The sequence below is a fragment of the Desulfovibrio sp. UIB00 genome, assembly GCF_022508225.1.
Taxonomy (GTDB): Bacteria; Desulfobacterota; Desulfovibrionia; order Desulfovibrionales; family Desulfovibrionaceae; genus Desulfovibrio.
Window position 1 is genome coordinate 331,825 of record NZ_JAETXJ010000002.1, and the last position, 24,463, is coordinate 356,287.

At 56.5% G+C, this 24,463-nt stretch carries 16 protein-coding genes; 10 read left to right on the plus strand and 6 right to left on the minus strand.

The annotated features are described in order from the left end of the window. Nucleotides 1-794 precede the first annotated feature (794 nt). The 4 genes from JMF94_RS04385 to JMF94_RS04400 all read right to left on the minus strand — a co-directional run bounded on the left by JMF94_RS04385 (nt 795) and on the right by JMF94_RS04400 (nt 4,239). Nucleotides 795-1,814 (minus strand): DUF4198 domain-containing protein, encoded by a 1,020-nt coding sequence (locus JMF94_RS04385; protein ID WP_240823946.1) that lies wholly within the window; start codon nt 1,812-1,814, stop codon nt 795-797. Between the two features lie 250 nt (nt 1,815-2,064). Next, entirely contained in the window at nt 2,065-2,898 is an 834-nt protein-coding gene (locus JMF94_RS04390; protein WP_240823947.1) for a ComF family protein, read from the minus strand. 31 nt (nt 2,899-2,929) lie between these two features. Next, a complete protein-coding gene (locus tag JMF94_RS04395) occupies nt 2,930-3,616 on the minus strand; it encodes a flavodoxin family protein (RefSeq protein WP_240823948.1) in 687 nt (228 codons plus the stop codon). Beyond that, the gene (locus JMF94_RS04400; protein ID WP_240823949.1) at nt 3,613-4,239 is read right to left on the minus strand and encodes an MBL fold metallo-hydrolase; all 627 of its coding nucleotides are present in this window, start codon (nt 4,237-4,239) and stop codon (nt 3,613-3,615) included. The genes JMF94_RS04395 and JMF94_RS04400 overlap by 4 nt, the downstream gene beginning before the upstream one ends. Nucleotides 4,240-4,574: 335 nt before the next feature. Here JMF94_RS04400 and JMF94_RS04405 point away from each other — a divergent pair, with 335 nt between their 5' ends. After that, complete coding sequence (locus tag JMF94_RS04405; RefSeq protein ID WP_240823950.1) at nt 4,575-7,124, plus strand: tetratricopeptide repeat protein; 2,550 nt, start codon at nt 4,575-4,577, stop codon at nt 7,122-7,124. Nucleotides 7,125-7,366: 242 nt separating this feature from the next. Here JMF94_RS04405 and JMF94_RS04410 read toward each other — a convergent pair whose 3' ends face one another. Beyond that, on the minus strand, nt 7,367-10,630 hold the full coding sequence (locus tag JMF94_RS04410) for a DEAD/DEAH box helicase (protein WP_192112483.1): 3,264 nt from the start codon (nt 10,628-10,630) through the stop codon (nt 7,367-7,369). 233 nt (nt 10,631-10,863) lie between these two features. On the opposite strand from JMF94_RS04410, the gene JMF94_RS04415 reads away from it, so the two are divergent. The 8 genes from JMF94_RS04415 (at nt 10,864) to JMF94_RS04450 (ending at nt 21,893) form a co-directional block, all read left to right on the plus strand. Further along, the gene (locus JMF94_RS04415; RefSeq protein WP_240823951.1) at nt 10,864-12,498 is read left to right on the plus strand and encodes a peptide-binding protein; all 1,635 of its coding nucleotides are present in this window, start codon (nt 10,864-10,866) and stop codon (nt 12,496-12,498) included. Between the two features lie 234 nt (nt 12,499-12,732). Then, nucleotides 12,733-14,898 carry a bifunctional (p)ppGpp synthetase/guanosine-3',5'-bis(diphosphate) 3'-pyrophosphohydrolase gene (locus tag JMF94_RS04420; RefSeq protein ID WP_240823952.1) on the plus strand — a complete coding sequence of 722 codons (2,166 nt, stop codon included), beginning with the start codon at nt 12,733-12,735 and terminating at the stop codon, nt 14,896-14,898. A 523-nt stretch (nt 14,899-15,421) separates the two neighbouring features. After that, nucleotides 15,422-17,191 (plus strand): methyl-accepting chemotaxis protein, encoded by a 1,770-nt coding sequence (locus JMF94_RS04425; protein ID WP_240823953.1) that lies wholly within the window; start codon nt 15,422-15,424, stop codon nt 17,189-17,191. Between the two features lie 161 nt (nt 17,192-17,352). Further along, the gene (locus JMF94_RS04430; RefSeq protein ID WP_346770007.1) at nt 17,353-18,294 is read left to right on the plus strand and encodes a chromate resistance protein ChrB domain-containing protein; all 942 of its coding nucleotides are present in this window, start codon (nt 17,353-17,355) and stop codon (nt 18,292-18,294) included. A gap of 1 nt (nt 18,295) precedes the next feature. Next, nucleotides 18,296-18,847, plus strand: coding sequence for a DUF2148 domain-containing protein (locus JMF94_RS04435; protein ID WP_240823955.1), 552 nt, complete (start codon nt 18,296-18,298; stop codon nt 18,845-18,847). A 46-nt stretch (nt 18,848-18,893) separates the two neighbouring features. Further along, on the plus strand, nt 18,894-20,081 hold the full coding sequence (locus JMF94_RS04440; RefSeq protein WP_240823956.1) for an MFS transporter: 1,188 nt from the start codon (nt 18,894-18,896) through the stop codon (nt 20,079-20,081). 108 nt (nt 20,082-20,189) lie between these two features. Then, the gene (gene chrA, locus JMF94_RS04445) at nt 20,190-21,479 is read left to right on the plus strand and encodes a chromate efflux transporter (RefSeq protein WP_240823957.1); all 1,290 of its coding nucleotides are present in this window, start codon (nt 20,190-20,192) and stop codon (nt 21,477-21,479) included. Between the two features lie 108 nt (nt 21,480-21,587). After that, a complete protein-coding gene (locus JMF94_RS04450; protein ID WP_240823958.1) occupies nt 21,588-21,893 on the plus strand; it encodes a thiosulfate sulfurtransferase GlpE in 306 nt (101 codons plus the stop codon). A 145-nt stretch (nt 21,894-22,038) separates the two neighbouring features. On the opposite strand, the gene JMF94_RS04455 is transcribed toward JMF94_RS04450, so the two are convergent. Further along, nucleotides 22,039-23,667: an outer membrane homotrimeric porin gene (locus tag JMF94_RS04455; protein WP_240823959.1), complete on the minus strand. Its 1,629-nt coding sequence runs from the start codon at nt 23,665-23,667 to the stop codon at nt 22,039-22,041. Nucleotides 23,668-23,848: 181 nt separating this feature from the next. Between JMF94_RS04455 and JMF94_RS04460 the strand changes: the two genes are divergently transcribed. Further along, the gene (locus JMF94_RS04460; RefSeq protein ID WP_240823960.1) at nt 23,849-24,193 is read left to right on the plus strand and encodes a hypothetical protein; all 345 of its coding nucleotides are present in this window, start codon (nt 23,849-23,851) and stop codon (nt 24,191-24,193) included. Nucleotides 24,194-24,463 lie beyond the last annotated feature (270 nt).

Sequence of the window (24,463 nt, forward strand, 5' to 3'; positions counted from 1 at the left end):
GCACCCTGAATGCGTCAGCGCCGGGATTTTGATGCTCACGTACTTGAGTACGCTGCGCTCAAAATCCCGGCGCTTCCTTTTCAGTCCGCAAAAAGCGTATTTTGCAAATTCACTCAACACCAGCCATCGCCTGCGCTTTGCTCCGGCGAGTATAAGGAAGGCGACTTCACGACCAGCTTTTGATGGTGAGCAGATTTTTTTGACTCGTAATTTATCCGTCTGGTCATGGCTGAATGGTAATTGGCAACGCCGTTTGTGAAGTGAACCTGTTGGCCATATTGGTGTTGCGATTTGGTTTTCTTCAAGTCCGTGATGTCAAATGTTTCGAAGAAGCTGAAAGGGTATAAAGGCATCCCCTGAGCCAGCAATAATATCAATGGTAGTTAACTGAAACATATTATTGATCGAAGCGGAAGCGTACTCTGGCATTTACGCGGCGCGGAGGGAGATCACCTGAGCGAGCGAAGCGAGTGAGGGAAGCTCCCGCAGCAAAGACGCGTCGCCCTCGCCACGCAAAGGTATTTGAAAACTTTAGGGGGTGTTCCGGGGGGAGTGCAGAGGGGGCCAAGGAGGGGCGCAGCCCCTAACAGGCCCCCTTTGCCCCACGCCGGGGAGGCGAAATCGCACGCCGCGCAGGCGTCCCAAACTCAGCCGGAGGGCGGAATCCTGTGCCCGAAGGGCAGTAAAAAGAATTATCTCCGTACAGTCCCGCCTTGCCGCGCGCCGCACAGGCATAAACGCAAAAGTCCCCGGTCACGCTTCACCGTAACCGGGGACTCTCAATTTTCAGCAAGCTAACGCTTCCGCGTCTCGCTGGAAAGACTGTCCACATACAACCAGAACAGCGTCCCCAGTTGCAGAGGCTTGGGCTGTCCGTCAGGCCCCTTGAGGGGATCGCCGGGAATGCTTGCCATACAGCACCACCAACCGGGCTGGTTTAATACAAAGGAGAATTCCCCCTTGTTGTTGGTGCGGGCAGCGATATCCTCATGCCATGAAGTCGGCACGGGGCGTTTTTCGGTATTTATGCGCGCCATGCGTACAGAAGCGGCGGCAAGGGGTTTGCCGTCCATGAGCACCACGCCGGAAAACATGGCAGGCGCAGTAAGGCCAAAAGGCCGGGAAAGCGGTACGATTTCAAAACGCTGGCCCACGGGCAGGTTCCAGCCGCGCTCAACGCCATACACAGGCAGTGTTGTTTTGACGTAATGCTGTAAGAAGCGTCCGTGCGCAGCATCCCACCAGGGACGACCCTCAATGATGAACTGGTAGAGTCCTGGTTTGGCCAGGGCGACGTTGGCCCCCCATGCTTTCTGGTTCAGGTAGCGGATTTCTTCCATGTCGCCCAGCAGATCGCGCCGTTCGGGCTGCGCCACGCCGTCTTTTATCGGTGTGGTGCTGTCGTAGCGCAGCACCGCAAACATTTGCGGCATGTCCATGACCAACCCTTCGTACTGGAAGGGGCGCATCATGGTGATAAGCACGTCTACTTCTTCATCTATCTGCGGCTCAGCGGGCGCTTGTGCAGGGGCAGCGGCCTGCTCCTGCTTGGCCGGGGAGTCTGCCGGGGCGGCCTCGCCATTGGGCGCTGGTTTGGCTTCGGAAGCCGACTTGCCTTCGGCAGTGGGCGTAGCGGGGGCCTGTTCCGGCTGCTTGCCGGCGGCATCAGCGGGTTGTTCTGCCTTGCCGGATGCCGTTTTGGCGTCCTGCTGGCGTTTTTCGTCTTTTTTATCCTCGCGCTTGGCGGGGGCGTCCTGCTTTGGTCGGGGGGCAGGTGCTTCAATACTGGGCTGGCTGGGCACCAGCAGCGTCACCTGGGCCTGCGCGGATGGCGCAAAAAAAAGGAAGGACAAAACAGCCCAACACGCGGCGACAACTGCACTTTTATATTCAAATAACCCCAGATGACAGGAACGGTGTGCGCTGGGCATGAAATCTCCTGTGCGCCCAAGCCTGCGAAATGCAGAGGGATCGGCTCTGTTTCCGCACGTAGAGGGCGGGCGCTAGTGTATGTGACCTGTGTATAGCCCAAGAGCATGGGCTTGTCATGTGCTGTGTACACACTTATCCCGAATAGCTTGGCATCTCCGAAATTTCGGAGGCAGTGTTGAGCGGCGTTCTGGCCGCAAAGACTGCATCCACCCGCGCAGCTCCACCTGCGAGCAGGGCGCTGGCCGCTGCGTTCATGGTGCTGCCAGTGGTCATAACGTCATCCACAATCCACACATGCAGCCCCTTGACTTCGGAGGAGGCGGCAAAGCTGTGGCACACATTGCTGCGCCGGTCTTTTGCCCCCAGGTGCGCCTGCTCCTGACCGGGCACAGGGCGGGAAAGCAGCCTTGACGACACAGGCAGGCCTGACAGGCCCTGGAGTGCCCGCGCCAGTTCGTGGGCCTGATTGTACCCCCGGCGGCGCAGATGGGCGGGATGTTGTGGTACTGCCACAATGACATCCGGCCGGGGCAGGCAGTTCACGGATTCAAGCAGAAAATTTCCCAGCAGGGGGGCAAGGTACAGATGCCCGTCAAATTTGAGTCGCAGCAGGGTGTGCCGCAGGGCCCCCTGATAGATGCCGTAGAAAGCCGCGCCGCTCCACGGCGGAGGATTTTGAAGGCATGCGCCGCAGATGCTGTTGCCAGCCTGCGGATCAGAAGGAGGAATTCCGCAACGCGGGCATCTGGGCCCGGCGTAAGGGGCGAGCAGGTCGCTGCATTGAGGGCAAAGGAGGGATTCCGGCGCTGGCGCGGCACTGGGATGGGCCGCAAACGCAGGGGAAAAGGGACGCAGACAGTGCAAACAGCGGTCTTGGTTCAGCCCCAGTGCGTTTTGCATGCGGTCCAGGACAGAACCCAGCCAGCCGCGACGTGCAGGTGCGTGCGGCTGATGGTTATGCGTCATGGGGTGAGGAACGGGGTACAAAAGGCGCGGTCTATGGTTTGTCCGCAGCATCGGGCAGGGGCGGGGTCAGCTCGTAGCTGGCATTTTCTGTGGCGAGCCTGTGGCCCCAGTCGTGCCCCCAGGCATGCAGGGCGGCCATTACTGCGGGGCGTTCGTGCAGATCCTTGATTGATTCAAGTCCGCGAAGCAGTCGGGTTTCCCGAACGGCGGCCCCAAGGGGGGACAGAAAGTATTTGAGGGAAAGCAGAGAACCTGAAAACAGCAGATTGCCGCGCCGCCGCCCTGCGGTCATGGCTACAAGCACGGGCTTTGCGCGGGAAAGCGGCAGGGGAACGCGGTCTTCGCCGCCCTGCAGCATCCAGAACCGCTGGGTTCTGTCGATAAGCGCCTTGAAGTGCGCGGGAAGAAAATAGAAGTAAATGGGAGAAGAAATCATGACCAGATGTGCTTCGTTGATCATCTGGAAAACTTCCTCAGCCTGATCCATCTGGGCGCAGGCATCATTCTGGCCGGGCAGGGGGCGGTTGGCCAGTACGCATTTGTGCGGCGGCCTGGAGCAGCCGCCGCAGCCTGTACAGGGCGAAAATGAGTAATCGCGCAAGGCTACAGTGCGCGTTTCAATTCCGGCTTCGGCCATACCCTTTGTAAAAAGGGTCGCCACCGAATCAGAAACGCCTCCCACATGAGGACTGCACTGGAGCACAAGCACGTTGTTCATAGCTGAAATTCACCGCAAAAAGGGTTGCTCTTTTTTTCATCGCCAATGGTGGTGGAGGGCCCGTGCCCAGGGTACACAACGGTGTCTTCCGGCAGTTTAAAAAGCACTTCCGTCACCGAGCGGAGCAGGCCGTTGTGGTCGCCGCCTGGAAAGTCCGTGCGGCCAATGGAGCGGTAAAAGAGCGCGTCGCCCGTAAAAACAAGCTGTTCAGTAGGGAAAAACAGCGAAACGCCGCCCGGGGTGTGCCCAGGGGTGGCAAACACTTCGCATTCCATACTGCCGAATGAGGTCTTGCCTAGAGCTATGGGCTGAGACTGATACGGCGTCACAGTGGGAAAGCCCCACAGACCGCCCTGCGCCGATTCCGTCCCCTCCAGACAGTCATCATCGGCGCTGATGTAAACAGGTGCTCCTGTGGCCTTCTGCAAATCCGCCACTCCGTAAACGTGGTCAAAGTGCCGATGGGTGATGCAGATGGCAGCCAGTTTCAGACCGTGCGTAGCAAGATACTCCAGCATGGGTTCCGGATCGCCGCCCACGTCCACCGCAACTGCCTGAGTGCCGCTGTGGATAAGGTAGCTGTTGGTCTGCAAAGGGCCGAGGGGAAACGTGGCAACTGGCATAAAAGTTCCTTTGGCTTGTCGATATCAGGCGCGCAATGTTTTGCTGCGCGCTAAATTACCGACTTTGGATACACTATCTTGGATGGTGTTCGCAGGCAAGCGCCTGGCACGATAACAAGGCGGTAGCGGAAAAATTTTGCCCGCTACGTCTTTCAATTCCTTTAAAATTAGCCGCACAATGGGGCAAAATCAAGTTGCAGGCATGGCTTGGGTTCGGTGGGCAGCTTCGGATATGGAACCGGAATGGCAAGGGCTTTCGTTGCTGCGCAGGCAGACGGGACCCCCAGTCTTGAAATTTTCTAGACAAGCGGCCTTTGCCACACTACAATTTAAAGATGCAAAAAAACTGCCCGCAGCTCGAACTCGCGCGTGAAGACCTCATGGAAATGGAAGGCCTGTTGTGTGAACAATTGTCTTCATTCCTGTCCTTTTCAGGGCACGCCCTGTATTTTCCCACCAGCCGAGCGCCCGAAGATCCGCAGCTGCTGTCGCGGGAGCGGAGGTTGTTGTTGCCCTTGCGGCGCGACGACCATCTGCTTGGCGTTGCCATGCTCCACGGCGTCAAGGCGCGCGAGGCCCGGCCACTTTTGCCATTTCTGCCTGCCATAACGGCCCTGTGCCTGGAAAATCTTGCCAGAGCCAAGGCCATGCGCACGGATTCCGTTACCGGGCTTGCCACAGAAGAGGCCCTGTTTGCGCATATGGAAAATGCCGCAGAGCGTTTGCGGGCCTACCTGGAAGAGCCGGGCGCGGAAGAAAGCGGCCCAGCACCTCTGCACTGGCTGTGCATGGGGATTGTGCTGCTGCGCCTTGCCAACGGGGATTCTGTAGTGCGGCGCGGCGGGCATGCTTTTGCAGAAAAATATCTCAAGGCTCTGGCAGACGCCTGCCGCGAGGCCCTGCCATCGGATGTTCTGGCAGCGCGCGTGGGCCGCTGGGAGATTGCCTTGCTCTTTCCCGCCAGCGGGAGAGGAGCCTGTCACAAGCTGGCCCGCGCAGCCCTGACCCGCATGGAAGCGGTACGCATGCCCTATCCGCTGCTGAAAAAGCCCGTGCGCCCGCGTCTGTGCGCCGGGCATGCTCTGTACCCGCAAGATATGCGTGGTACAGAAATGCACCTTGAAATGCACGATCAGGCCCGCCTGTGCATGGACCGCGCCCGCCTTGCCGCTGATGTGGCCGGGCAGGAGGCCGACGGCGCGCAGGCTGTGGAAAGTCGCATCATGCCCTTTGCGCGCATACTGCAAGAAGGCGGTATGGTGCTGGAATCACTGCCGCTGGGCCGTGTGCGGCTGAGCCTTGGGCGTCAGGCCAAGGCCCGCGAGGGCATGCGCTTTGCCCTGTGGGGACAGGCGGAAAGCGGTTCGCCCCATTACAAGGGCGAACTGGTGGTGCTGCATACTCGGGATACGGATTCCGTTGCCGAGGCCCTGCATCTGGTTGACGTTACCTGCCGCCCCGAGGTGGGGGACAGGCTCACCTTGCTGGGTGAAACGCCCGTTCTGAGCCCGGATCTGGACGAACAGGACTTTTCCGGCGCGCGCCCTGCCATTCCGGATGCGGCGGTGGCGGCACAGGAGCTGAACCAGAGGGCAGAATCCGCCGAAGATGGCAAACATGCCGCTGCTGCATGTGGTGCTTCCGCGTCTGCCGTACCGCCGCCAGCAGAATGTTCTGGCGGTTTGTGCGGTCACGGTGATTTTTTGAACCGTTTTGCCGTGGAGGCGGAGCGGCGCAACCGCTTTACGCTTTGCCTGCTGCGTCTGGAACCGGGCAATTCTGATGTGGGCGATGCCGCACACTCGGATGCCGTTCCGCTGGACGGCATGCACGATGCTGCAAATCGGCAGGGTATTATTGAAACCTCCCTCAGCCTGTGGCGCGATGCCCTTGGCAAAGCGCAGACCCTGCCGCAGCCGATGGCTGGACGCTACGGCAGCAACAGCCTGATATTTTTCCATCCGGATGTGGAAGCACAAGCCCTTGTGCCACTGTACGAGGGCGTGTGCGGCAAACTGAACAGCCGTGACATTTCGGCTTCTGTGGGCCTTGCGGGCTATCCCTTCCTTCAGTTCCGCAGAGGAGAAATGCCCGACTGCGCCCTGAAAGCTCTGGAGTACGCCCTGCTGCTGCCAGACCCCAAGGTGGGGGTGTGCAATTCGCTTGCGCTCAATATCAGCGCAGACAGGCGTTACAGTCTCGGCGATGTTTTTGGCGCAGTGGAAGAATACAAGCTTGCGTTGCTGGCTGACGAGGCCAATGCCATGGCCTGGAATTCCCTTGGCGTGTGCATGGCGGCCCTTGGGCGGCAGCATGAAGCTCTGCGGCATTTTATGGAAGCCCTGCGGCACGGGCCGGATAAGGCCCTTGCCGAACAGATTTACTACAATCTGGGCACGGTCTGCCAGGGGCTTGGAGAAAAGCGCGCCGCCGCCAGATATTATCGGCAGTGCGTCAAGGTTTCGCCAGAGCACCAGTTTGCTCACATCCGTCTTGGGCAACTGTGCGAACAGGGCGGCAGAAGGGCAGAGGCCCGGCGTTTTTACGAAATAGCCGCCGCCCTCGAGGATGCGCGCCCCGGCGCGCCCAGCCTTGCCCGCAGGCACCTTGCGCGTGTGGCTGTGCGCCAGCGCAAGGGCGGCGAGGCCCGCGAACTGCTGCACGAGGCGCTGGTGCGCAATCCGCAGGATGCGGCCTCCATGCTGCTGCTGGCGAATATCTATCTGGACAGCAATGAAGACCCGGCCATGGCGGAACTGCTGGCCCGCAAAAGCGCCGGCCTGCACGACAAGCCCGAAGCATGGGAAACTCTTGCCCGAGCCCTGCGCAAACTTGGGCGGGAAGAAGAAGCCCGCGTGGCCGAAGCCAAGGCCGTGCTTTCCTAGCTTTGCAGAGGCGGGTTGCAGCGGGATGTGCTGCGGGGAGCCAGCACTCTATATTTTTTGTTTCAGATAGTTGCATGCAGTCTTCTGGCGGGTCGCGCCTGTCCGCCAGAGCCTGTTTCATAGATTATTGAACCGCCCCCGTGGGCGGTTTTTTCATGCCCGAAGCCCAGTGCCCCAAGCGCAAGCAAGGCCCCCTGTCGCCAGAGGGCCTTGCTGTTGTGTCATTTGGGCAAAGCTTGAAGCTACACGTCAAAGAGCATTTCCAGATCTTCACGCGTGAGCGACTTCCAGGTGTCCTGACCGGGAATGATGGCTTCCGCCACGCCGCGCTTGGCTTCCTGCAATTTGAGAATCTTCTCTTCCACCGTGTTCTGGCAGATGAGCTTGTAGGAGAAGACCTGACGGGTCTGACCGATACGGTGGGTACGGTCTGTGGCCTGACTTTCCACTGCGGGGTTCCACCACGGGTCGTAGTGGATAACGTAGTCGGCGGAGGTCAGGTTGAGGCCCGTGCCGCCAGCCTTGAGCGAGATCAGGAAGATCGGAATCTCAGGCGTGTTGTTGAACTTGTCTACCTGATCGAAACGGTCTTTGCTCGCGCCGTCGAGGTAGCAGAAGGGAATCTGCGAAAATTCCAGCCACTGCTTGATGATCTGGAGCATCTGCACAAACTGCGAGAAGACGAGCACCTTGTGGCCGCCTTCCACAATTTCCATGACCATGTCCTTGAAGGCGTCGAACTTGCCCGAAGGCAGGTTGTTGGAGAAGCCGGGCATGTCGAGCTTGAGCAGGCGCGGGTGGCAGCAGATCTGGCGCAGCTTGAGCAATGCATCGAGAATGGACATCTGGCTCTTTGCAAGGCCTTTTTGGTCCACGTCGGCCAGCACCTGGGCGCGCAGCTTGCGGGCCAAGGCTGCGTACAATTCGGCCTGCGCTTCTTCCAGCGCGCAACAGGTGACGCTTTCCACCTTGGGCGGCAGATCCTTGGCCACTTCGGCCTTGGTACGGCGCAGAATGAAGGGGCGTACTCGGGTGCGCAGATAGTCCAGCGTTTCAGCGTCGCCGTCCTTGATGGGCTTGACGATGCCCCGCTGGAAGGCGTGCTGCGAACCCAGAAAGCCCGGCATGAGGAACTCGAACAGCGACCACAGCTCGAAAAGGTTGTTTTCGATGGGCGTGCCCGAGAGGCACAGGCGCATGCGGGCGTTGATACGGCGCACGGCGCGGGCTGTGATGGTGTTGGGGTTCTTGATGTTCTGGGCTTCGTCAAGAATAACGGTGTTGAACTCGTATTTTTCCATCTCCTCCAGATCGCGCCGGAGCAGCGCGTAGGTGGTGATGATGAGATCCGAGCTGGAAATATGCTTGAACATGCCCTCGCGACGGGTGCCATAGATGGTCAGCCGTTTGAGGCCGGGAACGAATTTTTCCGCTTCGCGCTCCCAGTTGGGCAGCACCGAGGTGGGCACTACAATAAGGTTTGGCCCGTCATGGTGCACGTCAATCATGTGCTGGATAAAGGCCAGGGTCTGCACGGTTTTACCAAGGCCCATTTCGTCGGCAAGAATGCCGCCAAACCCGTATTCCGAAAGGAAGTTGAGGTACGAAAGCCCCTGCACCTGATAGCTGCGCAGGTTGGCGTTGAGCGCCTTGGGCGGCGTGATGGGCCGCACCTCGCGGAACGAGCGGATTTTTTCGCGCAGGTTGTTCCAGAAGGAGTCCGTGGCTGCACCGGGCAGGTCTTCCAGCAGGCTGTCGAGCACAGGGGCTTCAAACTGCTTGAATTTCTGCTGCGGGGGCTTTGAAGGGTCGAGCCCCAGAGCCGTGAGCTTGTGGGAGAGCTTTTCAAGCCACGCTTCGGGCAGGCTGGTATAGGAGCCGTCTTTCAACTGCACATAGCGCTTGCCTCGGGTCCAGGCCTTCCAGATTTTTTCCAGGGGCAGGCTCTGGCCTTCGTATTCCACGTTGATGTCCAGCGAGAACCATTTTTCCTTTTCGTTGCTGACCACCTGCGCCGTGATGTTGGAAGAAGCCGTGCGCACCTTGTAGCGCGAGAGGGCCTTTTCGCCGTAGACGCGGTAGTTTTCAATCAGCTTGGGGTACGAGTCGAGCAGGAAGGCAATGGCTTCTTCCGGCTCAAGGAACCACAGTTTGCTTGAGCGGGCCTGAAAGTCCATACCGCTCAGTTCATTCATCAACTGGGCTTCTTCGTCCTGATGGCGGCGCACCAGATAGGTTTGCCCTTCATAGGTGTAGCTGCCGGTCTGGAAGTCGGGGTTGGGCCCGTTGAGCGTAAATTCGCCGTGGCGCGTTTCATAGACGTTATCGATTTCCAGCGTCAGCAGGCTGCCTTCTTCGTCGAGGAAAAGCTTGGGATTATAGGTGGCAGGCTGGAATACCGGCTCCATGAGCTTGAGGAACTGCTGCGGTTCGTAGAGTTCCGAGGCTGGCAGGCGCGTCCACACGCGGTCAAGAAATTCGGAAATTTCTTCATGCGGCACGACCGGGCGTTCGTAAATAAGGTTGCGCACCAGCGAAGGATAGAGGCCCGTCTGCACCGGATAGAAATTGTGCTGGTAGCAGACCCACAGGGGCATTTGCCCGTGAAAGGTGATGGGCGCGTCTTCCGGCGCGGTGCTTTCGGTCGGGTTGCGGTCGCTGGGATTGCTGCGCCCCGCGCGGATGGGCAGCGGGGGGCGGCCCTCGCGCTTGAGCAGCACTTCAAAGCGAAAGCCCGAATCGTCCAAAATGGGCTTGAGCTTGAGCGCAAAAGGCGTGCTCTCGATGCGGCAGGGTTTATCCGTGTCTTTCCACAGCAGATAATATTCTTTGCGTACAGACCAGAAAAACCACGAGGTCAGCCCCTGCGGGATTTCAACCCGGTGCCCGTAATAGTCGAGGTGCTGGCCGATCTGGCGGGCCACATGCGGCAACTGGGGCGAAAATTCGCACCAGTCGGGGTTCTGGATGATTTGATCCAGAGTTACCTCGTTGTGCACGCTGGAGAGACCGGATTTGTTCTGCCGCCCACGGAAAAAGGAAACCAGCAAACGTCCCTGTTCCGGTTCAAAGCGGAATATGAGATAGTGGCGGCCTGGTTCCGGCTCCATGTCGGTAGAAAAAAAGTTGCGGAAGCTCTGCTTCCAGTCGGTGCTGGGAGGCGGGGTTTCTTCCGGGTCGCCCTGTTCCTTGCGCAGTTCTTCCACAAGGCGCAAAGCAAGTGCTGCCACATGGCGGCAGATGCCTGAGAATGCATCAGAGCAGTTGCACTGGTGGCGGGTGCTGCGGTCCGTAATGGTGAGGCTCAGGCTCGGCGTGAAGACCTGCAGGTCTTCGCCCTGGATGACGCCTTGGACGTCCCAGGTCTCGCCCTCCTGGATATTTATTTTTTGCACCTCACCTTCGGACAGGATATAGTAGGCGGCGTCGCGGATGTATTCCGGCACACTATCGTGCAGGAAAGTCTGGCACATTTCGCGAACGACGCTCTGTTCAGATCGACTCATGGGGTCCCCAAAAATACTCCGTTGAAATTTCTGGAAAATTCCAGAAACGGAGCGATGTTATGACGTTTGCGATAAATAGCACAGGTTGGGGGGCGAAAGCAATATGAAGTGTGACTTTTATGAAAAAAATAAATTTTGAGCGCGCAATCAATATGTTGGAATCAATAATGGCCCAACGGGCCACCCGATTTTATGGGAAAAAGTGGATCTGTTGGGTCACAATTTCATGTGCTTTGCTGTGCATTTGTGCATCATCGGCTTTTTGCGCCAATTCTGCGGGTGATCTGCCGGAAGAAACCGGCCTTGCCCCCTCGGGTGCGGCAGGCAGCCCGGCTGGCCCCCCGGCTTCGGGCGGCAGCATATTTTTTGGCACCATTGGCGAGGCTTCAAATCTTATTCCCTACCTCACATCAGACTCCGCCTCGCATGAGGTGGCAGACCTCATCTACACGGCCCCGCTACGTTATAACAAGGATTTGCAGCCCGAGCCATGGGCAGCGGAATCTTGGAGCATGGAAGATGGCGGCAAGCGCATGCGTTTTACCCTGCGCAAGGGCATATTGTGGGAAGACGGGCAGGAGCTGACCGCCGAAGATGTGGCCTTTACCTGCAAGCTGGCGGCAGACCCTGCCACCGGCAGCCCTTATGCCGAGGATTTTTTGCGCATCAAGGAGCTGCGGGTCATTGACCGCTATACGTTTGAAGTGCGCTATGACCAGTTTTTTGCGCGGGCGGTATCCACCTGGATGAACCCCATTTTGCCCAAACATATTCTGGAAGGGCAGAACATCCGCTCCACGCCTTTTGCGCGCAAGCCCATGGGGGCCGGGCCGTATCGGCTCAAGTCATGGGAGCCGGGAAGCCGCATTGTGCTGGAGGCATCGCCCACCTATTTTGCGGGCAAGCCGCGCATTGACGAAGTGGTGTACAGGATCATTCCCGACAACGCCACCATGTTTATGGAAACCCGGGCGGGCAGGCTGGACGTGATGGATCTTTCGCCCCTGCAATATCTGCGACAGACCTCCGGCCCGGAATGGCAGAGCAGATTCCATAAATTCCGCTACATCGCCTCGGTGTATATTTTCCTCGGCTTTAATCTGGAGCATCCGTTTTTCAAGGATGTGCGGGTGCGGCGAGCCATTTCCATGGCAATCGACCGCGAGGGCATCATCAAGGGAGTCTTGCTGGGGCAGGGGGTTCCGGCTTTTGGGCCGTTCAAACCCGGCTCGTGGCCCTATCATCCCGGCCTTAAGCCCATGCCCAGAAACATTGCCGCAGCGCGCGCCCTGCTGGCCGAGGCGGGCTTTGCCGACCATAACGGCGATGGCCTGCTCGACCGCGATGGCCAGCCGCTGGCCTTTACCATCCTGACCAATCAGGGCAACGAGCAGCGCATTCTTGCGGCTACCGTCATGCAGTCGCAACTGCGCGAGGTGGGTATTGACGTGCACATCCGTACCGTGGAGTGGGCGGCCTTTATCCGCGAATTTGTCAACAAGGGGCGGTTTGACGCCGTGCTGCTGGGCTGGACAATTCCTCAGGATCCTGACCTGTTTTCTGTATGGCATTCATCCCAGACCTTTGAGGGCGGGCTGAATTTTACCCATTACCGCAATCCCGAGGTGGACAAGCTGCTTGAAGATGCGCAATCCACGCCCGATCAGAAAAAGCGCGCAGAACTGTATTATCGCATTCAGGAAATATTCGATGCGGAGCAGCCCTACTGCTTTTTGTTTGTGCCCTATGCCCTGCCTGTGGTGCAGCGGCGGTTTCAGGGCATAGAACCCGCGCTGGCGGGCATAATGTATAATTTTGAAAAATGGTGGATTCCCAAAGCCTTGCAGCATACACAGATGCAGCCCTAAGCGCTCGCATCGGGCACAGGGCAGCTTTTTTGCCCTTGCCTGCTGGCTTGCAGGCGCATACTCAGACCACGCGGATTTGAACAGGCCCTGGCTGGTTGTCCAGCCGGGGCCGCTCTGTTTGTGGGCTTTGGCCTGCAATTCGGCTGCCCTCGGCGTTGACAAGGCCGCTTTAGTCGGAACATAGTTCCAGAACTGGTTGAAGATATTTTTTTACGCTGTGGGTGGACGTTACGCATGATTCGTATTCAGGAAATTCTCGATAAGGTTTCGGCTGGCAACCCGAACGCGGATCTGGAGCTGATCCAGAAGGCGTATGTGTTTGCCGCCACCGCTCATGCGGGGCAAACCCGCCTTTCAGGCGAGCCGTACCTTTCCCACCCTCTGGCGGTTGCCAGCATTCTGGCGGGCATGGGTTTTGACGAACCCACCATTGCCGCCGGCCTGCTGCACGACACTGTTGAAGACACCAAGGCCACCATCGAAGAGCTGGACGAAAATTTTGGCGAAGAAGTGGCCGATATCGTCGACGGTGTTACCAAGATCAGCCAGATCACCTTTGAGAACAAGGAAGAAGCCCAGGCGGAGAATATCCGCAAGATGATCCTGGCCATGAGCCACGACATGCGGGTTCTCATGGTCAAGCTGGCCGACCGCCTGCACAATATGCGCACGTTGGACTTTCAGAAAAGTCACAAACAGAAGCGCATTGCCCAGGAAACCATGGATATCTACGCGCCCCTGGCCAACCGCCTGGGTTTGTACGTGATGAAGCGCGACCTGGAAGACCTGAGCTTCAAATACATGCGCCCAGACATTTACAATCAGATCGATCACTGGCTGGACAACCATCAGGTTGTGGAAAAGCAGATCATCGGCAAGGTTGTGGGCCTGATTCAGGATCTGCTGGAGTCAAACGGCATCAGCGGGCAGGTTTACGGGCGCATCAAGCACAAGCACAGCATCTATAAAAAGATGCAGGCCCAGTCCATGACTCTGGACGAAATGCACGACATCATGGCCTTTCGCGTGCTGGTGCAGGATATCAAGGACTGTTACGCCACGCTGGGGCTTGTGCATTCCCAGTGGCGGCCTGTGCACGGACGCTTTAAAGACTATATTTCCATGCCCAAGACCAACGGCTACCAGAGCCTGCACACCACGGTCATCGGGCCGGAAGGCGAGCGTATTGAAATCCAGATACGCACCGAGGAAATGCACAGGCAGGCCGAACACGGCGTTGCCGCCCACTGGCTGTACAAGGAAAAAGGCCGCGTCAACAGTAAAGACCTTGAGCAGTTCGCCTGGCTGCGCGAAATTTTTGAGCGCCAGAGTGAAGAAACAGATTCCCGCGAGTTCATGCATTCGCTGAAAATGGATCTGTTCAAGGACGAGGTCTACATCTACACCCCGGCGGGCGATGTCAAGGAACTGCCCGAAGGCGCTACGCCCCTGGACTTTGCCTTTGTGATCCACACCAAGGTGGGGCAGCATTGCAGCGGCGCAAAAATCAATGGCCGCCTCATGCCCCTTGGCACGGAGCTGAAAAACGGCGACGTGGTGGAAATCCTCACCGACCCGGCGCGCAATCCCAACCGCGACTGGCTCAAGATTGTCAAAACCGCCAAGGCGCGCAGCCGTATTCAGCACTATCTGCGCACGGAAGAACGCACCCACGCCGTGACCCTTGGTCGCGAACTGCTGGAAAAAGAAGGCCGCAAGGTCAGCCTGAACGTGGGCAAGGCCACCAAGGACGGCCACCTGGCCATTGTGGCTCAGGAAATGAATTTTGAAAGCGTGGATGATCTGGTTGCCGCCGTGGGCTATGCCCACACCACGCCGCGCAAGGTGCTCAACAAACTGTATGCGGTGCTGCACCCCGAGGCCGCCACTGCTGCGGAACCCGCCACTCCCACCGTAAAGGAAAGCAAGGAAGCCGCCTCCCGCAAGGGCGAGGGCGTGGGCATTTCCGGCGTGGACGGCGTGCTCATGCGCTTTGCCAAGTGCTGCAACCCTGTGCCGGGCGATCCCATTATCGGCTACATCAGCCGTGGCCTTGGCATCAGCGTTCACCGTGCCGACTGCCCCAACGTTGCCAATATGGAGCCGGAGCGTCTTATTTCCGTGCATTGGGACGGCATGGAAGAAAAGCCCTACGCAGCAGGCATATTCATTATCGCCAAGAACGAGCAGGGCGTTCTGGCCAAGGTTGCCGAGGTCATGGCGCGCAACGGCGTCAACATTATTGGACTGAACATGGACAATCAGGTGGATGGACGTGCCAAGCTGCGTATTACCGTAGAGGTGCGCGACGCCACACAGCTCTACCAGCTTATTGAGGCTATCCGCGTATTGCCGCCTATTTTTGAAGTGGTGCGCGATACTGAGGCTGACGCCACGTAATCCGCAAGTAAACGCGCTGTAAATAGCCGACTGCTTCTCGCGAGGCAGTCGGCTTTTGTTTGCGGCTGGTTGTTAGGGGGTGGTATTTTGCGGACATTGATTGTATATACGAACAGTGTCAATATGCGTAATTATCTAGTTATGATGCAAATGTTTGATATGTGTAAAGGTATTTGTGATAATTTGTACAAATAGGAAATTAGTACATAGTATGCATGCAGCATGCAAAAAATATTGTTTATATATTATGTATGTGGAGTCTTATTTAGTTCATTTTGTATTTATTGCTGGAGATATGGAAATAAAGAATCTTCTTTTTTTGAAAGACAACGTTTAATTATAGTTTGTATTATTGTTTTTATAATTAAATAAAAATATATTACTAGCCAGCTATAAAATAAATAAATTCCGGAGCTTCAAAAAATGCCCTAAATAAATTTGCATATTGTACGTTTAATGAAATATAGTCTATGCGCATCCAGAATATGTAACCTCTTCATATAAGCATGGGTAGGATACAACTATGCAAAAAATTACGACAATGCAGAAAATGGCAGGCCTGAGCCTGCTCCTGTGCCTGTTTACAGTGCTTATTGGCATGTTTGGCGTCAGCCGCCTGAGCAGTCTAGCCACAGACGTTGAAGAATTGAGTTCTATGCACATGAAGGGGCTGAATCTGCTCAGAATGACCAACATTGAAGTTTTGCGGATCATCCGGGAAGAGAAAAATCTTATTATCAGCACTACCGAAGAGGGTAACCGCACAGCGTTGAATAATCTGCAAAAAGAATATGCGGTGTTGGATAAATATCACAATGAATTGCCGCGCTATTTTATGACCGAAACAGCGCGCAAGTTGCTTGCCGAGCTGAATGGTCTGCTCAGTGAATGGCTTACAGTACATAAAAAGGTTATTGAACTGGGCAGCACTACCGATCCGGCCATGAATGAAAAGGCGCAGGAACTTTCGTCCACCACCGGGCGTGAGCTGGCGCGAAGGCTGGCTGATCTTTTGCAAGATATTGGTGAAAAAAAGATAGAGTTTGCACAGGAAGTGAGCGCCCAAAGCAAACAGGACTACGAACACGCACGGATGATAACCATTATTGGTGTGCTGCTGTCTGTTCTGGTTGGCCTTGGCGTGGGGTATTTGCTTTCGCGCAACATGCTGCGCCAACTTGGCGACGAACCTGCATCGCTTTCTGAACTTGCCCTGAAGATTGCAGGCGGGGATCTGGAGGCGAAGTTTAATCCTGCGCGGCCTGAGATTGGCGTTTTTGGCGCCATGAAGCAGATGGTGGCCACCCTCAAAGGCAAAATTGCAGAGGCGGATCAAAAGAGCCAGCAGGCCAGGGAAGAATCCGAGCGCGCCCAAAAAGCCACGGCTGAAGCGGAAGAGGCACGCAGACAGGCCGAGCGCGCCAAGGCCGAGGGCATGCTCCAGGCTGCCCACCAGCTTGAAGGCGTGGTAGAAATTGTAACCTCCGCATCGGAGGAGCTTTCCGCCCAGGTTGAGCAGTCGAGCCGTGGCGCGGATGAACAGTCTGCGCGTGTGCGCGAAACCGCAACTGCCATGGAAGAAATGAACGCCACTGTGCTGGAAGTTGCCAGAAACGCGCAGCAGGCTGCGGACGTTTCCAACAATGCCAGAAAACAGGCCATTGAAGGCTCGCAGATAGTCAATGAGGCAGTAAAGGGCATAAACACCGTGCACACGCAGTCGCTGGCCCTCAAGCAGGATATGGATGCCCTTGGTAAACAGGCCGAGAGCATCGGGCAGGTAATGGGCGTTATTGCCGACATTGCCGACCAGACCAACCTGCTTGCGCTTAACGCCGCCATTGAGGCTGCGCGCGCGGGCGATGCTGGCCGTGGTTTTGCCGTGGTCGCGGACGAAGTGCGCAAGCTGGCGGAAAAAACCATGACCGCGACGCAGGAAGTGGGCCGGGCCATCAAGGAAATTCAGGAAGGCACAAAGAAAAACATTCAGAATGTTGAGCACGCTGGCGAATCCATTGAAGCCGCCACAAAACTTTCCGTGCAGTCGGGCGAATCGTTGAAAAATATCCTCGAGTATGTGCAGCTTGTTAACGATCAGGTGCAATCCATTGCCACCGCCAGCGAGCAGCAGTCTGCCGCCAGCGAAGAAATCAACCGCTCTGTGGAACAGGTGGCTACAATTTCTTCTGAAACCGCTCAGGCCATGGAGCAGGCTTCCAGTGCAGTAGCCGATCTGGCGCAGCAGTCGCAAACGCTTCAGCATCTGATTGGCGAGATGAAACGTCAGGGCTAGGCGCAACCCCATAAATCCAGACCAGTAAAAGGCCGTCCACTTGGGCGGCCTTTTTGTCGTCCTTGCTCTAAGCACCGCTGGTTATGGCTGGTTTGCTCTGCCACAGCAGGCCATGTGAAGTTTGTAGTTGACAATGTTATGATTATAACTAAAAAAGTTATATGAATAACAAAAAATGGCTCTTCTTTTCATTTTCCGTTCCGGCAAAGCTGCAAGGCTTTCGTGTAAAAATATGGCGAAAAATCAACCTATTGGGCGCAGTTCAGATAAAAAACTCCATCTATGTACTTCCCGCAACTGATCATCATCAGGAGCAGCTTACATGGATGAGCAAAGAAACTGACGAGCAGGGAGGGGAGTTTCTGGTTATCGTGCACGGCAAACTGCTGCATTTTTCAGACGCACAGATTGCAGCGGCCTTCACTCAGGCGCGCGATGCCGATTATCTAGCGATAGGTGAGGAAATCCGGAACGTTGTCCCAGCTGTGGGTTCACCTGACGCGCCAGCCATGCTCCGAAAACTTGAAAAAAGACTTGAGGCCATACAGTCCATCGATTTTTTCCCCAGTGGCAAAGGGGCGAGTTTGCAAAAAATGCTGGAGGAAGCACACAGCAGCCTTGATGCCCCCCGGCTTGTGCTTCCTGCCGTTGATGCCCATCGCTACCAGCAAAAAACATGGGTGACACGCGCCAATCCCTATGTGGATCGCCTTGCGTCATTCTGGCTGATAAAGCGATTTATTGATCCGACCCCGCGCATTGTGTTTTTGCAAGAATCAGAGGCAGTGCCCGCTGGGCCAGACGTTGTTTCATTTGATATGGCCCATGCCGATTTTACGCACGTGGGCGGGCTTATCACCTTTGAGGTGCTTGTTGATGCCTTTGGTTTGACTGCACAGGTTCCACAAAGGATGCGCGAGGTCATAAAGGCAATTGACCTTGAAGAACTGGATGCTGCCCCGGTTGAAACCCCTGGCATCAAACGGATGCTCGACGGGCTGGTTGCAGCCAATAATGATGACCATGTTCGCACAGGGCAGGCTCTTGCTTTTTTTGACACCCTGCTTGCCTCATACACCTCAACCGCACCCACAGGAGCGTGAGATGAAAGACACAGCAATCCATGTTGCTCAGCTTATGGCTGCCTCTGCCCGCACTGCCCCCAAGGCTGGGGGCAAGGATTTTTTGGAAATTGGCGTTATTCATATGGACGAAGATCTGCAAAAAATCGCCCAGACCATGAAGGCCTACGCCCCCAAAAGCACCAACGAGTCCTTTTGGCTGCGCGATGCCGCCAATATAGAAAAATGTCAGGCCCTGATGCTGGTGGGTCTGAAAAGTTGCGCGTGCGGTGGGTATGACTGCGGTGCTTGCGGCTACCCCACCTGCGCGGACTTTGTGAAAAAACGGCAGCTTGACGAAAAGGAGATGGGTTACTCTGGCCCCTTCTGTGCCCTGCGCATGATGGATGTGGGCGCGGCCCTTGTGGCTGCCGCCAAAACTGCCAGCCTGCTTAATCTGGACAACCGCATCCAGCAGCGCGTGGGCGCGGCGGCAAAGCATCTGGGGCTTATCGATGCCGAAGTCGTCATGGGTATCCCCGTGGGATTTTACGGCAAATCCATTTTCTTCGACCGTTCTGCGCCAAAACACTAGGCGATATTTCGGGTGGTGTTCATGACGCCACTCAATAGAGGCATGTATGCGAGATTTCAGCAACCTGTGCACTGTAGGTTTTCTTGCCCGCTTCTCTTATGCCCTGGCCAGAAACCCGGTGCTGCCGCTCTTCGCTCTCTTTTTGGGGGCAGGGCCGGAGGCTGTGGGGCTGGCTGTCGGCATTTCCACAGTTACAGGTATTCTGTTCAAGTTGCCCGCTGGCGCGCTTTCTGACGTGGTGGGCAGAAGGCGCACCATGCTGGCGGGGCTTGTGGTATTCGGCCTGATGCCCTTTGCCTATTTTTTTATCGATTCGTACCGGGCGCTGATTGTTGTTCGCTTTCTGCATGGCTTGGCAACCGCAATTTATGGGCCTGTGGCTATGGCCGTGGTGGCCGAGGTTGCTGGTCCACGCCGGGGCGAGCTGCTCTCGTGGTTTTCATCAGTGGGCATAATCGGCACCTTGCTGGGCGCGCCCATTGGCGGGTTAGTGCTTGATGTGAACACCAGTGGCGGGCCGGTGTTGTGGCAGTTTCGCATGGTTTTTGCCCTCAGTGCTGTTTCGGGTATGGCGGCTTTGCTGCTGGGCCTTAAAACTCTTGGGGGAGATGCGCCGCCTGAAACGGAGCATGCATCAGGATCAGGCTTGCAGCGCTTTCGTCAGGGGATTGCCGAGGTGCTCTCTGACAGACGGCTGGTTACGGCCTCTGCCGTAGAGGGCGTGCAAAATATGGGCATGGGCGCGCTGGAGGCCTTTTTGCCCATATATGCGGTAACGGTGGTGGGCTTGTCAGAATTTCAGGCCGGGCTGCTGTGGGGAGTGCAGATAATTGTAACCATGCTCAGCAAGCCCCTGCTGGGGAAAATGTCAGACTCGCGCGGCAGGCGCGGCTTGATAGTGGCTGGTTTGATTCTGTGCGGCGGCGCGCTTGGCGCGATTCCCTTTTTGCATGCATTTTTGCCTTTGCTGGCGACTTGTCTTGTATTTGGCATGGGCGAGGCGCTCGTTACTTCTTCTTCCGCAGCTCTGGTGGCAGACATGTGCCGCGACCGCCGTTTTGGCTCGGCCATGGGAGCGTTTGGAACAATCTTTGATGTCGGGCACGCGTCCGGCCCCATCTGTGCAGGCCTGCTCATTGGCTGGGGAGGGTATCAGGTCAGTTTTCCCCTGCTGGCGGTTTTTATCTTTCTGTCGATCCCTGTCTTTTTACACAATGTGCCATCGCACGATTGATCTGCAAGAGTGCAAATAGTATGGTATTTTGAAGTCTTTATATGTTCGTTTATGCTGAACTGGCAGGACCTATAAAAATGTAACTATCTTGCGAGCAAGGAAAATTCCATGAATGAAAGCAACGCAACTCCTCAAGTTACTTTGCGGGAAGCATTCCTTTACTGGTTCAAGCTCGGCTTCATCAATTTTGGCGGGCCTGCCGGGCAGATCGCCATGATGCATAAAAATCTGGTGGATGGCAGGGCCTGGATCAGCGAAAAGGTTTTTCTGCGGGCGCTCAATTTCTGCATGCTCTTACCGGGGCCGGAAGCGCATCAACTGGCTGTGTACATAGGTTGGCGGCTCAACGGCTACTGGGGCGGAACCATTGCCGGGCTGTGCTTTTTGTTCCCCTCGGTTATTCTGATGCTCTTTCTTTCATGGCTGGCAGCCGCCAAGGGGCAGGTTCCCCTTGTGGCCGGGATTTTTCACGGCATCGCCGCCGCCGTTGTGGCCATTGTGATTGAAGCGCTTATCCGGCTTTCAAAAAAATCACTTAAGCACCCCGCACTGTATGCATTTGCTGGCGGCTCGTTTGTACTGGGACAGTTCCTTGGCGTGTCCTTTCCTGCGATTGTTTTGTTGGCTGGTGTGGCGGGTGTCATTCTTGGCAAATTTCGTCCAGACATTTTTTGCCAGAAAAAGCCGGGAACAAATGAATGCCTGACTGACGCGCCGGAATCTCTCACCAATCTGCCGCCTTTGTCCCATCTCTTCAAGGTTGTGGGGATATTCGCCGCTATCTGGATGGCTGTGATTCTGCCCGTTTTCGCATGGCGGGGCATGGACGACATACTTTCCCAGATATCTATTTTTTTCAGCAAAGCCCCCTTTGTGACCTTTGGCGGCGCATATGCCGTTCTTGCCTATATAGTAGAGCACGCGGTCAATCTGGGTTGGCTGACGGAAAAGGAAATGCTGCTGGGCCTCGGCCTTGCGGAAACGACCCCCGGCCCGCTGATCATGGTGACGCAGTTTGTGGGCTTCATCACCGCCTGGAACCAGCCCGGCGGCCTGACGCCCATGACAGCGGCCATTCTGGGCGGCCTGCTCACCACCTTCACCACATTTTTGCCGAGCTTCATGTTCATATTTGCTGGCGCGCCCTACATTGAGGCAATTACGGCCAACAAAAAACTCAATGCCGCGCTTACGGGCATATCTGGCGCGGTGGTGGGCGTGGTGCTCAAGATCGGCGTGTTCTTTGCCTGGAACACATTTTTCCCGGTTACGGGATTTGATGTGTTTGCCGTGACCGTTGCGCTGTTGTCGCTGGTGGCCTTGGTGCGTTTTAAGCTCTCCATGCACGCGCTGGTGGGGTTGAGCGGGCTTGCCGGGCTGGTCTGGCAGATGCTCTGATACCTTCGCCTGCGGGGCGGTTCTTCATTGCCTGATGTGCAGTCAAGCGATGCCGTCCTGCCCGCACAGGATTTTTATCCTTAACGTCAAATACGTCTGGGGGAAGGTATGAACGCAACCATCACGCCGCAAGAACTTCAGGCTATACTGGCCGCCAATACCGCAACGGTTTGCGATGTGCGCAGGCGGGCTGACTATGAGGCTGACCCTCGCACAGTCCCAGGCGCCGTATGGCACGACCCGGAGCAGGTTGACCTGTGGGCGGCGCAGTTGCCCAAGGACAAGCCAGTAGCCATCTATTGCGTGCGGGGCGGCTCTGTAAGCAAGTCTGTCCAGGCTGCTTTGGGGCAGAAAGGTTTTGACGTGCAGTATGTGGAGGGCGGGCTGGCCGCCTGGGATGAAGCCCATAAGTAGCTGAGCGCCGCGCAAGAGTCCCCGCGTGGCAAATTTGGCCTGCGCGGCATAGTGCTGCTGCAAAGGAAACGCCGCTTCCCGGTGAAGGGAAGCGGCGAAGCCTGCGCGCCGGGAAGGGAACGGCGCTTACAAAAGGCAGAGAGGCTTAGAAGCTGTACTGGAAGACAACCTGGGCTTTCCAGGCGTCCTGTTTGTCAAAGCTGCCGTTGCCCGCGCCGTTGTTGTAACCGGCCTTTTTCCATGTGTCCTTGTCGATCATGTTGGCAACGTAGCCGAGTTCCAGATTCACACTCAGGTTTTCGTAGGCCTGCCACGTGTTGACGAGGTTGAATTCCAGCAGGCCGTCATTGGTGGTCAGATAGGGGCCGTCGCCGCCGTAGCCAGCCTGCCAGGAGGAGGCATCCTTCATGTACTTGACCATGGAGGTGGCGTTGGTGCCGCCCCAGTAGGCCAGACGGAAGGTGTGGGAGACGTTTTCAATAAAGCTCATGTCTTTCAGCTGCGCGCCGATGCCCCAGGTGCCGGCATAGCTCATGCTCCAGTCGCAACCATTGGCAACCGGGCTCCACGAAAGGTTGCCGTCGCCGACAAAGGAGGTGAAGTTGCCCGCGCCAGCAATGGAAGGCATGCGCTCGGAGCCGTTTTTCACGTTGCCGTCGTCGCCGCTTGCGTACCAGCCAAAGATGCCGGGAACGCCCCAGTCCAGCTTGTATTCAATAAGGGCTTTTGCCAGCCAGCCCTGACGCTCGGTGCTTGCACGCACGCTGTCCACGCCGCGCTTGAGCACATCGTAGCGGCCCATGGCTTCGGAGTAGCCGTAGTTGATGTCAAATTCGATGTTCAGGGGATCGAACATGGTGATGGCCACCGGCAGACCCGCCCAGAACAGAGAGCCGTATTGCTTGCTGGTGGAGGAGTTGGTGAGCGGCGTTATGTTGTCGTTGGCGTAGTTGAAGCCGGGGTTGGTGCCGGGAATGGTGAGACCCAACTTGCCATCGCTGGTTTCCCACGGAGACCCGTTGTTGGGATCTTCCAGGCCGCGCAGGGAGTTTTTGCCGCGCATGCCGTACATGGCCCAAGGGGTGACTTCAACACCGTCAAAGCTCAGGGGCATGGAGAGCATGAACAGATCAAGGTTGTCGAGGTAGTTGGTCTTTTCCGTACTGGACTTGTTGTTGTCCACATCAATATAGCTGTTGCTGAAGTTGTCGTTGACCGGGCGCGCCCACATAAAGGTGAGGCCCACATTTTCGTTGAACTTGTAATTGGCGGTCAGGGCTGCAACGTCGCAGTCCATAATGGCGGAACCACCAGCCACGTTGGGCATTGCGGCAGCCTGAAGGCCCATGCGCACGCGGGCGTCAGTCTGCGGAATCAGCCAGTCGATGTAGGCGTTTTTAACCTTGACCTGGTTGTTCCCGTCAGCGCCAAGAGCTGCACCATCGTCCGATTTGCCCCACTGCTGGTCGCCGATTTCAAAGTACACCGTGCCGGACAAAGCCTCGGAGGCCACGGCGTCCAACTGGAGGCGGATACGCTGGGAAGCGCCAAACTGGTCATCAGTGTTGGTTTTGGACTTGGCTCCGTCTTTGTCTCTGGTGTTCTTGGTGAGAACGCCTTCGCCCACGCCAAAACCAACCAGCCATTCGCCCTTGGCCTTGAAGTCAATGGCCTTGGCCCCCCCGGCCACGCCCATCAGCATGCCTGCTGCAAGCAGTGTGACCATGCACACCTTTTTAAAGCGGTTCAGACCATTCCTTTCTCGTGAACTCATTCCTTTCTCCTCGTAAAGGGTTTGCGCAACGGCCGCAGACGCCACAGGCTCTTGCAACGCGCGCGTTATTTTTTCAGAAGTCATCCCTGCCGGGCTGGCGCTTGGCGTAAAGCCTCCGGGTGATCTCCTTGGCCTAATACGCCCCCATCTGCCGCAAGCGAGGTGGCGATCAGTTTTCCGCGTGGTGGTTCTTGTGGTGGCCGCACTTGCAGTTGGCGCAGTTGCCCTTGCAGACGTGCTTTTTCTTTTGCTCGATGAGAACGCGATTGCCGCTAACGGCCATGTCAAAGCCGCTCTTTCCCTTGAATACGATACGTTCTGTGCTGAGGCCGCCCAGCAGAAGCGAGGTCTTGAGGGCGTCAACAGCGGAAGGGTGAGGGTTGGCTACGTGCCGTACGTCAATGAAAATGCGTTTGCAGTTTGCCTGATTGCACTGAAGAAGCTCAATAAGTGCAGTGGCCTGAGGAGGATCGAAGCGGGAAGAAACGGATATGTGGAGGTTGTCGTGGCTGAAACGGTGGCTTAAACCCGTATGATCGGTAAACACCGGCTGCTGATCCATATTTTTATCTCCGCTTTGCTGAATGTGCATGGCGGTACACTGTCACAGGCAGGGTAATGTGTCAATAAAAATGAAATTACTTTTCAAATTCAAAATATATCATATTGATTTTATTATCAAAAAATGTACAAAAAATTGTATTTTATGCTAACATACCGATTGCAAAAGAAAGATTGCTAATTGATTTCAGGGTTGCAAATGAGGGCGGTGTGGAGAGTACAGATGGTTTTGCCA

Excerpts from the sequence above, each read along its gene's own strand:
- JMF94_RS04390 (WP_240823947.1), bottom strand. The coding sequence starts at position 2,898 with ATGACGCATAACCATCAGCCGCACGCACCTGCACGTCGCGGCTGGCTG.
- JMF94_RS04395 (WP_240823948.1), bottom strand. The coding sequence starts at position 3,616 with ATGAACAACGTGCTTGTGCTCCAGTGCAGTCCTCATGTGGGAGGCGTT.
- JMF94_RS04400 (WP_240823949.1), bottom strand. The coding sequence starts at position 4,239 with ATGCCAGTTGCCACGTTTCCCCTCGGCCCTTTGCAGACCAACAGCTAC.
- JMF94_RS04405 (WP_240823950.1), top strand. The coding sequence starts at position 4,575 with ATGCAAAAAAACTGCCCGCAGCTCGAACTCGCGCGTGAAGACCTCATG.
- JMF94_RS04410 (WP_192112483.1), bottom strand. The coding sequence starts at position 10,630 with ATGAGTCGATCTGAACAGAGCGTCGTTCGCGAAATGTGCCAGACTTTC.
- JMF94_RS04420 (WP_240823952.1), top strand. The coding sequence starts at position 12,733 with ATGATTCGTATTCAGGAAATTCTCGATAAGGTTTCGGCTGGCAACCCG.
- JMF94_RS04425 (WP_240823953.1), top strand. The coding sequence starts at position 15,422 with ATGCAAAAAATTACGACAATGCAGAAAATGGCAGGCCTGAGCCTGCTC.
- JMF94_RS04430 (WP_346770007.1), top strand. The coding sequence starts at position 17,353 with ATGAATAACAAAAAATGGCTCTTCTTTTCATTTTCCGTTCCGGCAAAG.
- JMF94_RS04435 (WP_240823955.1), top strand. The coding sequence starts at position 18,296 with ATGAAAGACACAGCAATCCATGTTGCTCAGCTTATGGCTGCCTCTGCC.
- JMF94_RS04440 (WP_240823956.1), top strand. The coding sequence starts at position 18,894 with ATGCGAGATTTCAGCAACCTGTGCACTGTAGGTTTTCTTGCCCGCTTC.
- chrA (WP_240823957.1), top strand. The coding sequence starts at position 20,190 with ATGAATGAAAGCAACGCAACTCCTCAAGTTACTTTGCGGGAAGCATTC.
- JMF94_RS04450 (WP_240823958.1), top strand. The coding sequence starts at position 21,588 with ATGAACGCAACCATCACGCCGCAAGAACTTCAGGCTATACTGGCCGCC.
- JMF94_RS04455 (WP_240823959.1), bottom strand. The coding sequence starts at position 23,667 with ATGAGTTCACGAGAAAGGAATGGTCTGAACCGCTTTAAAAAGGTGTGC.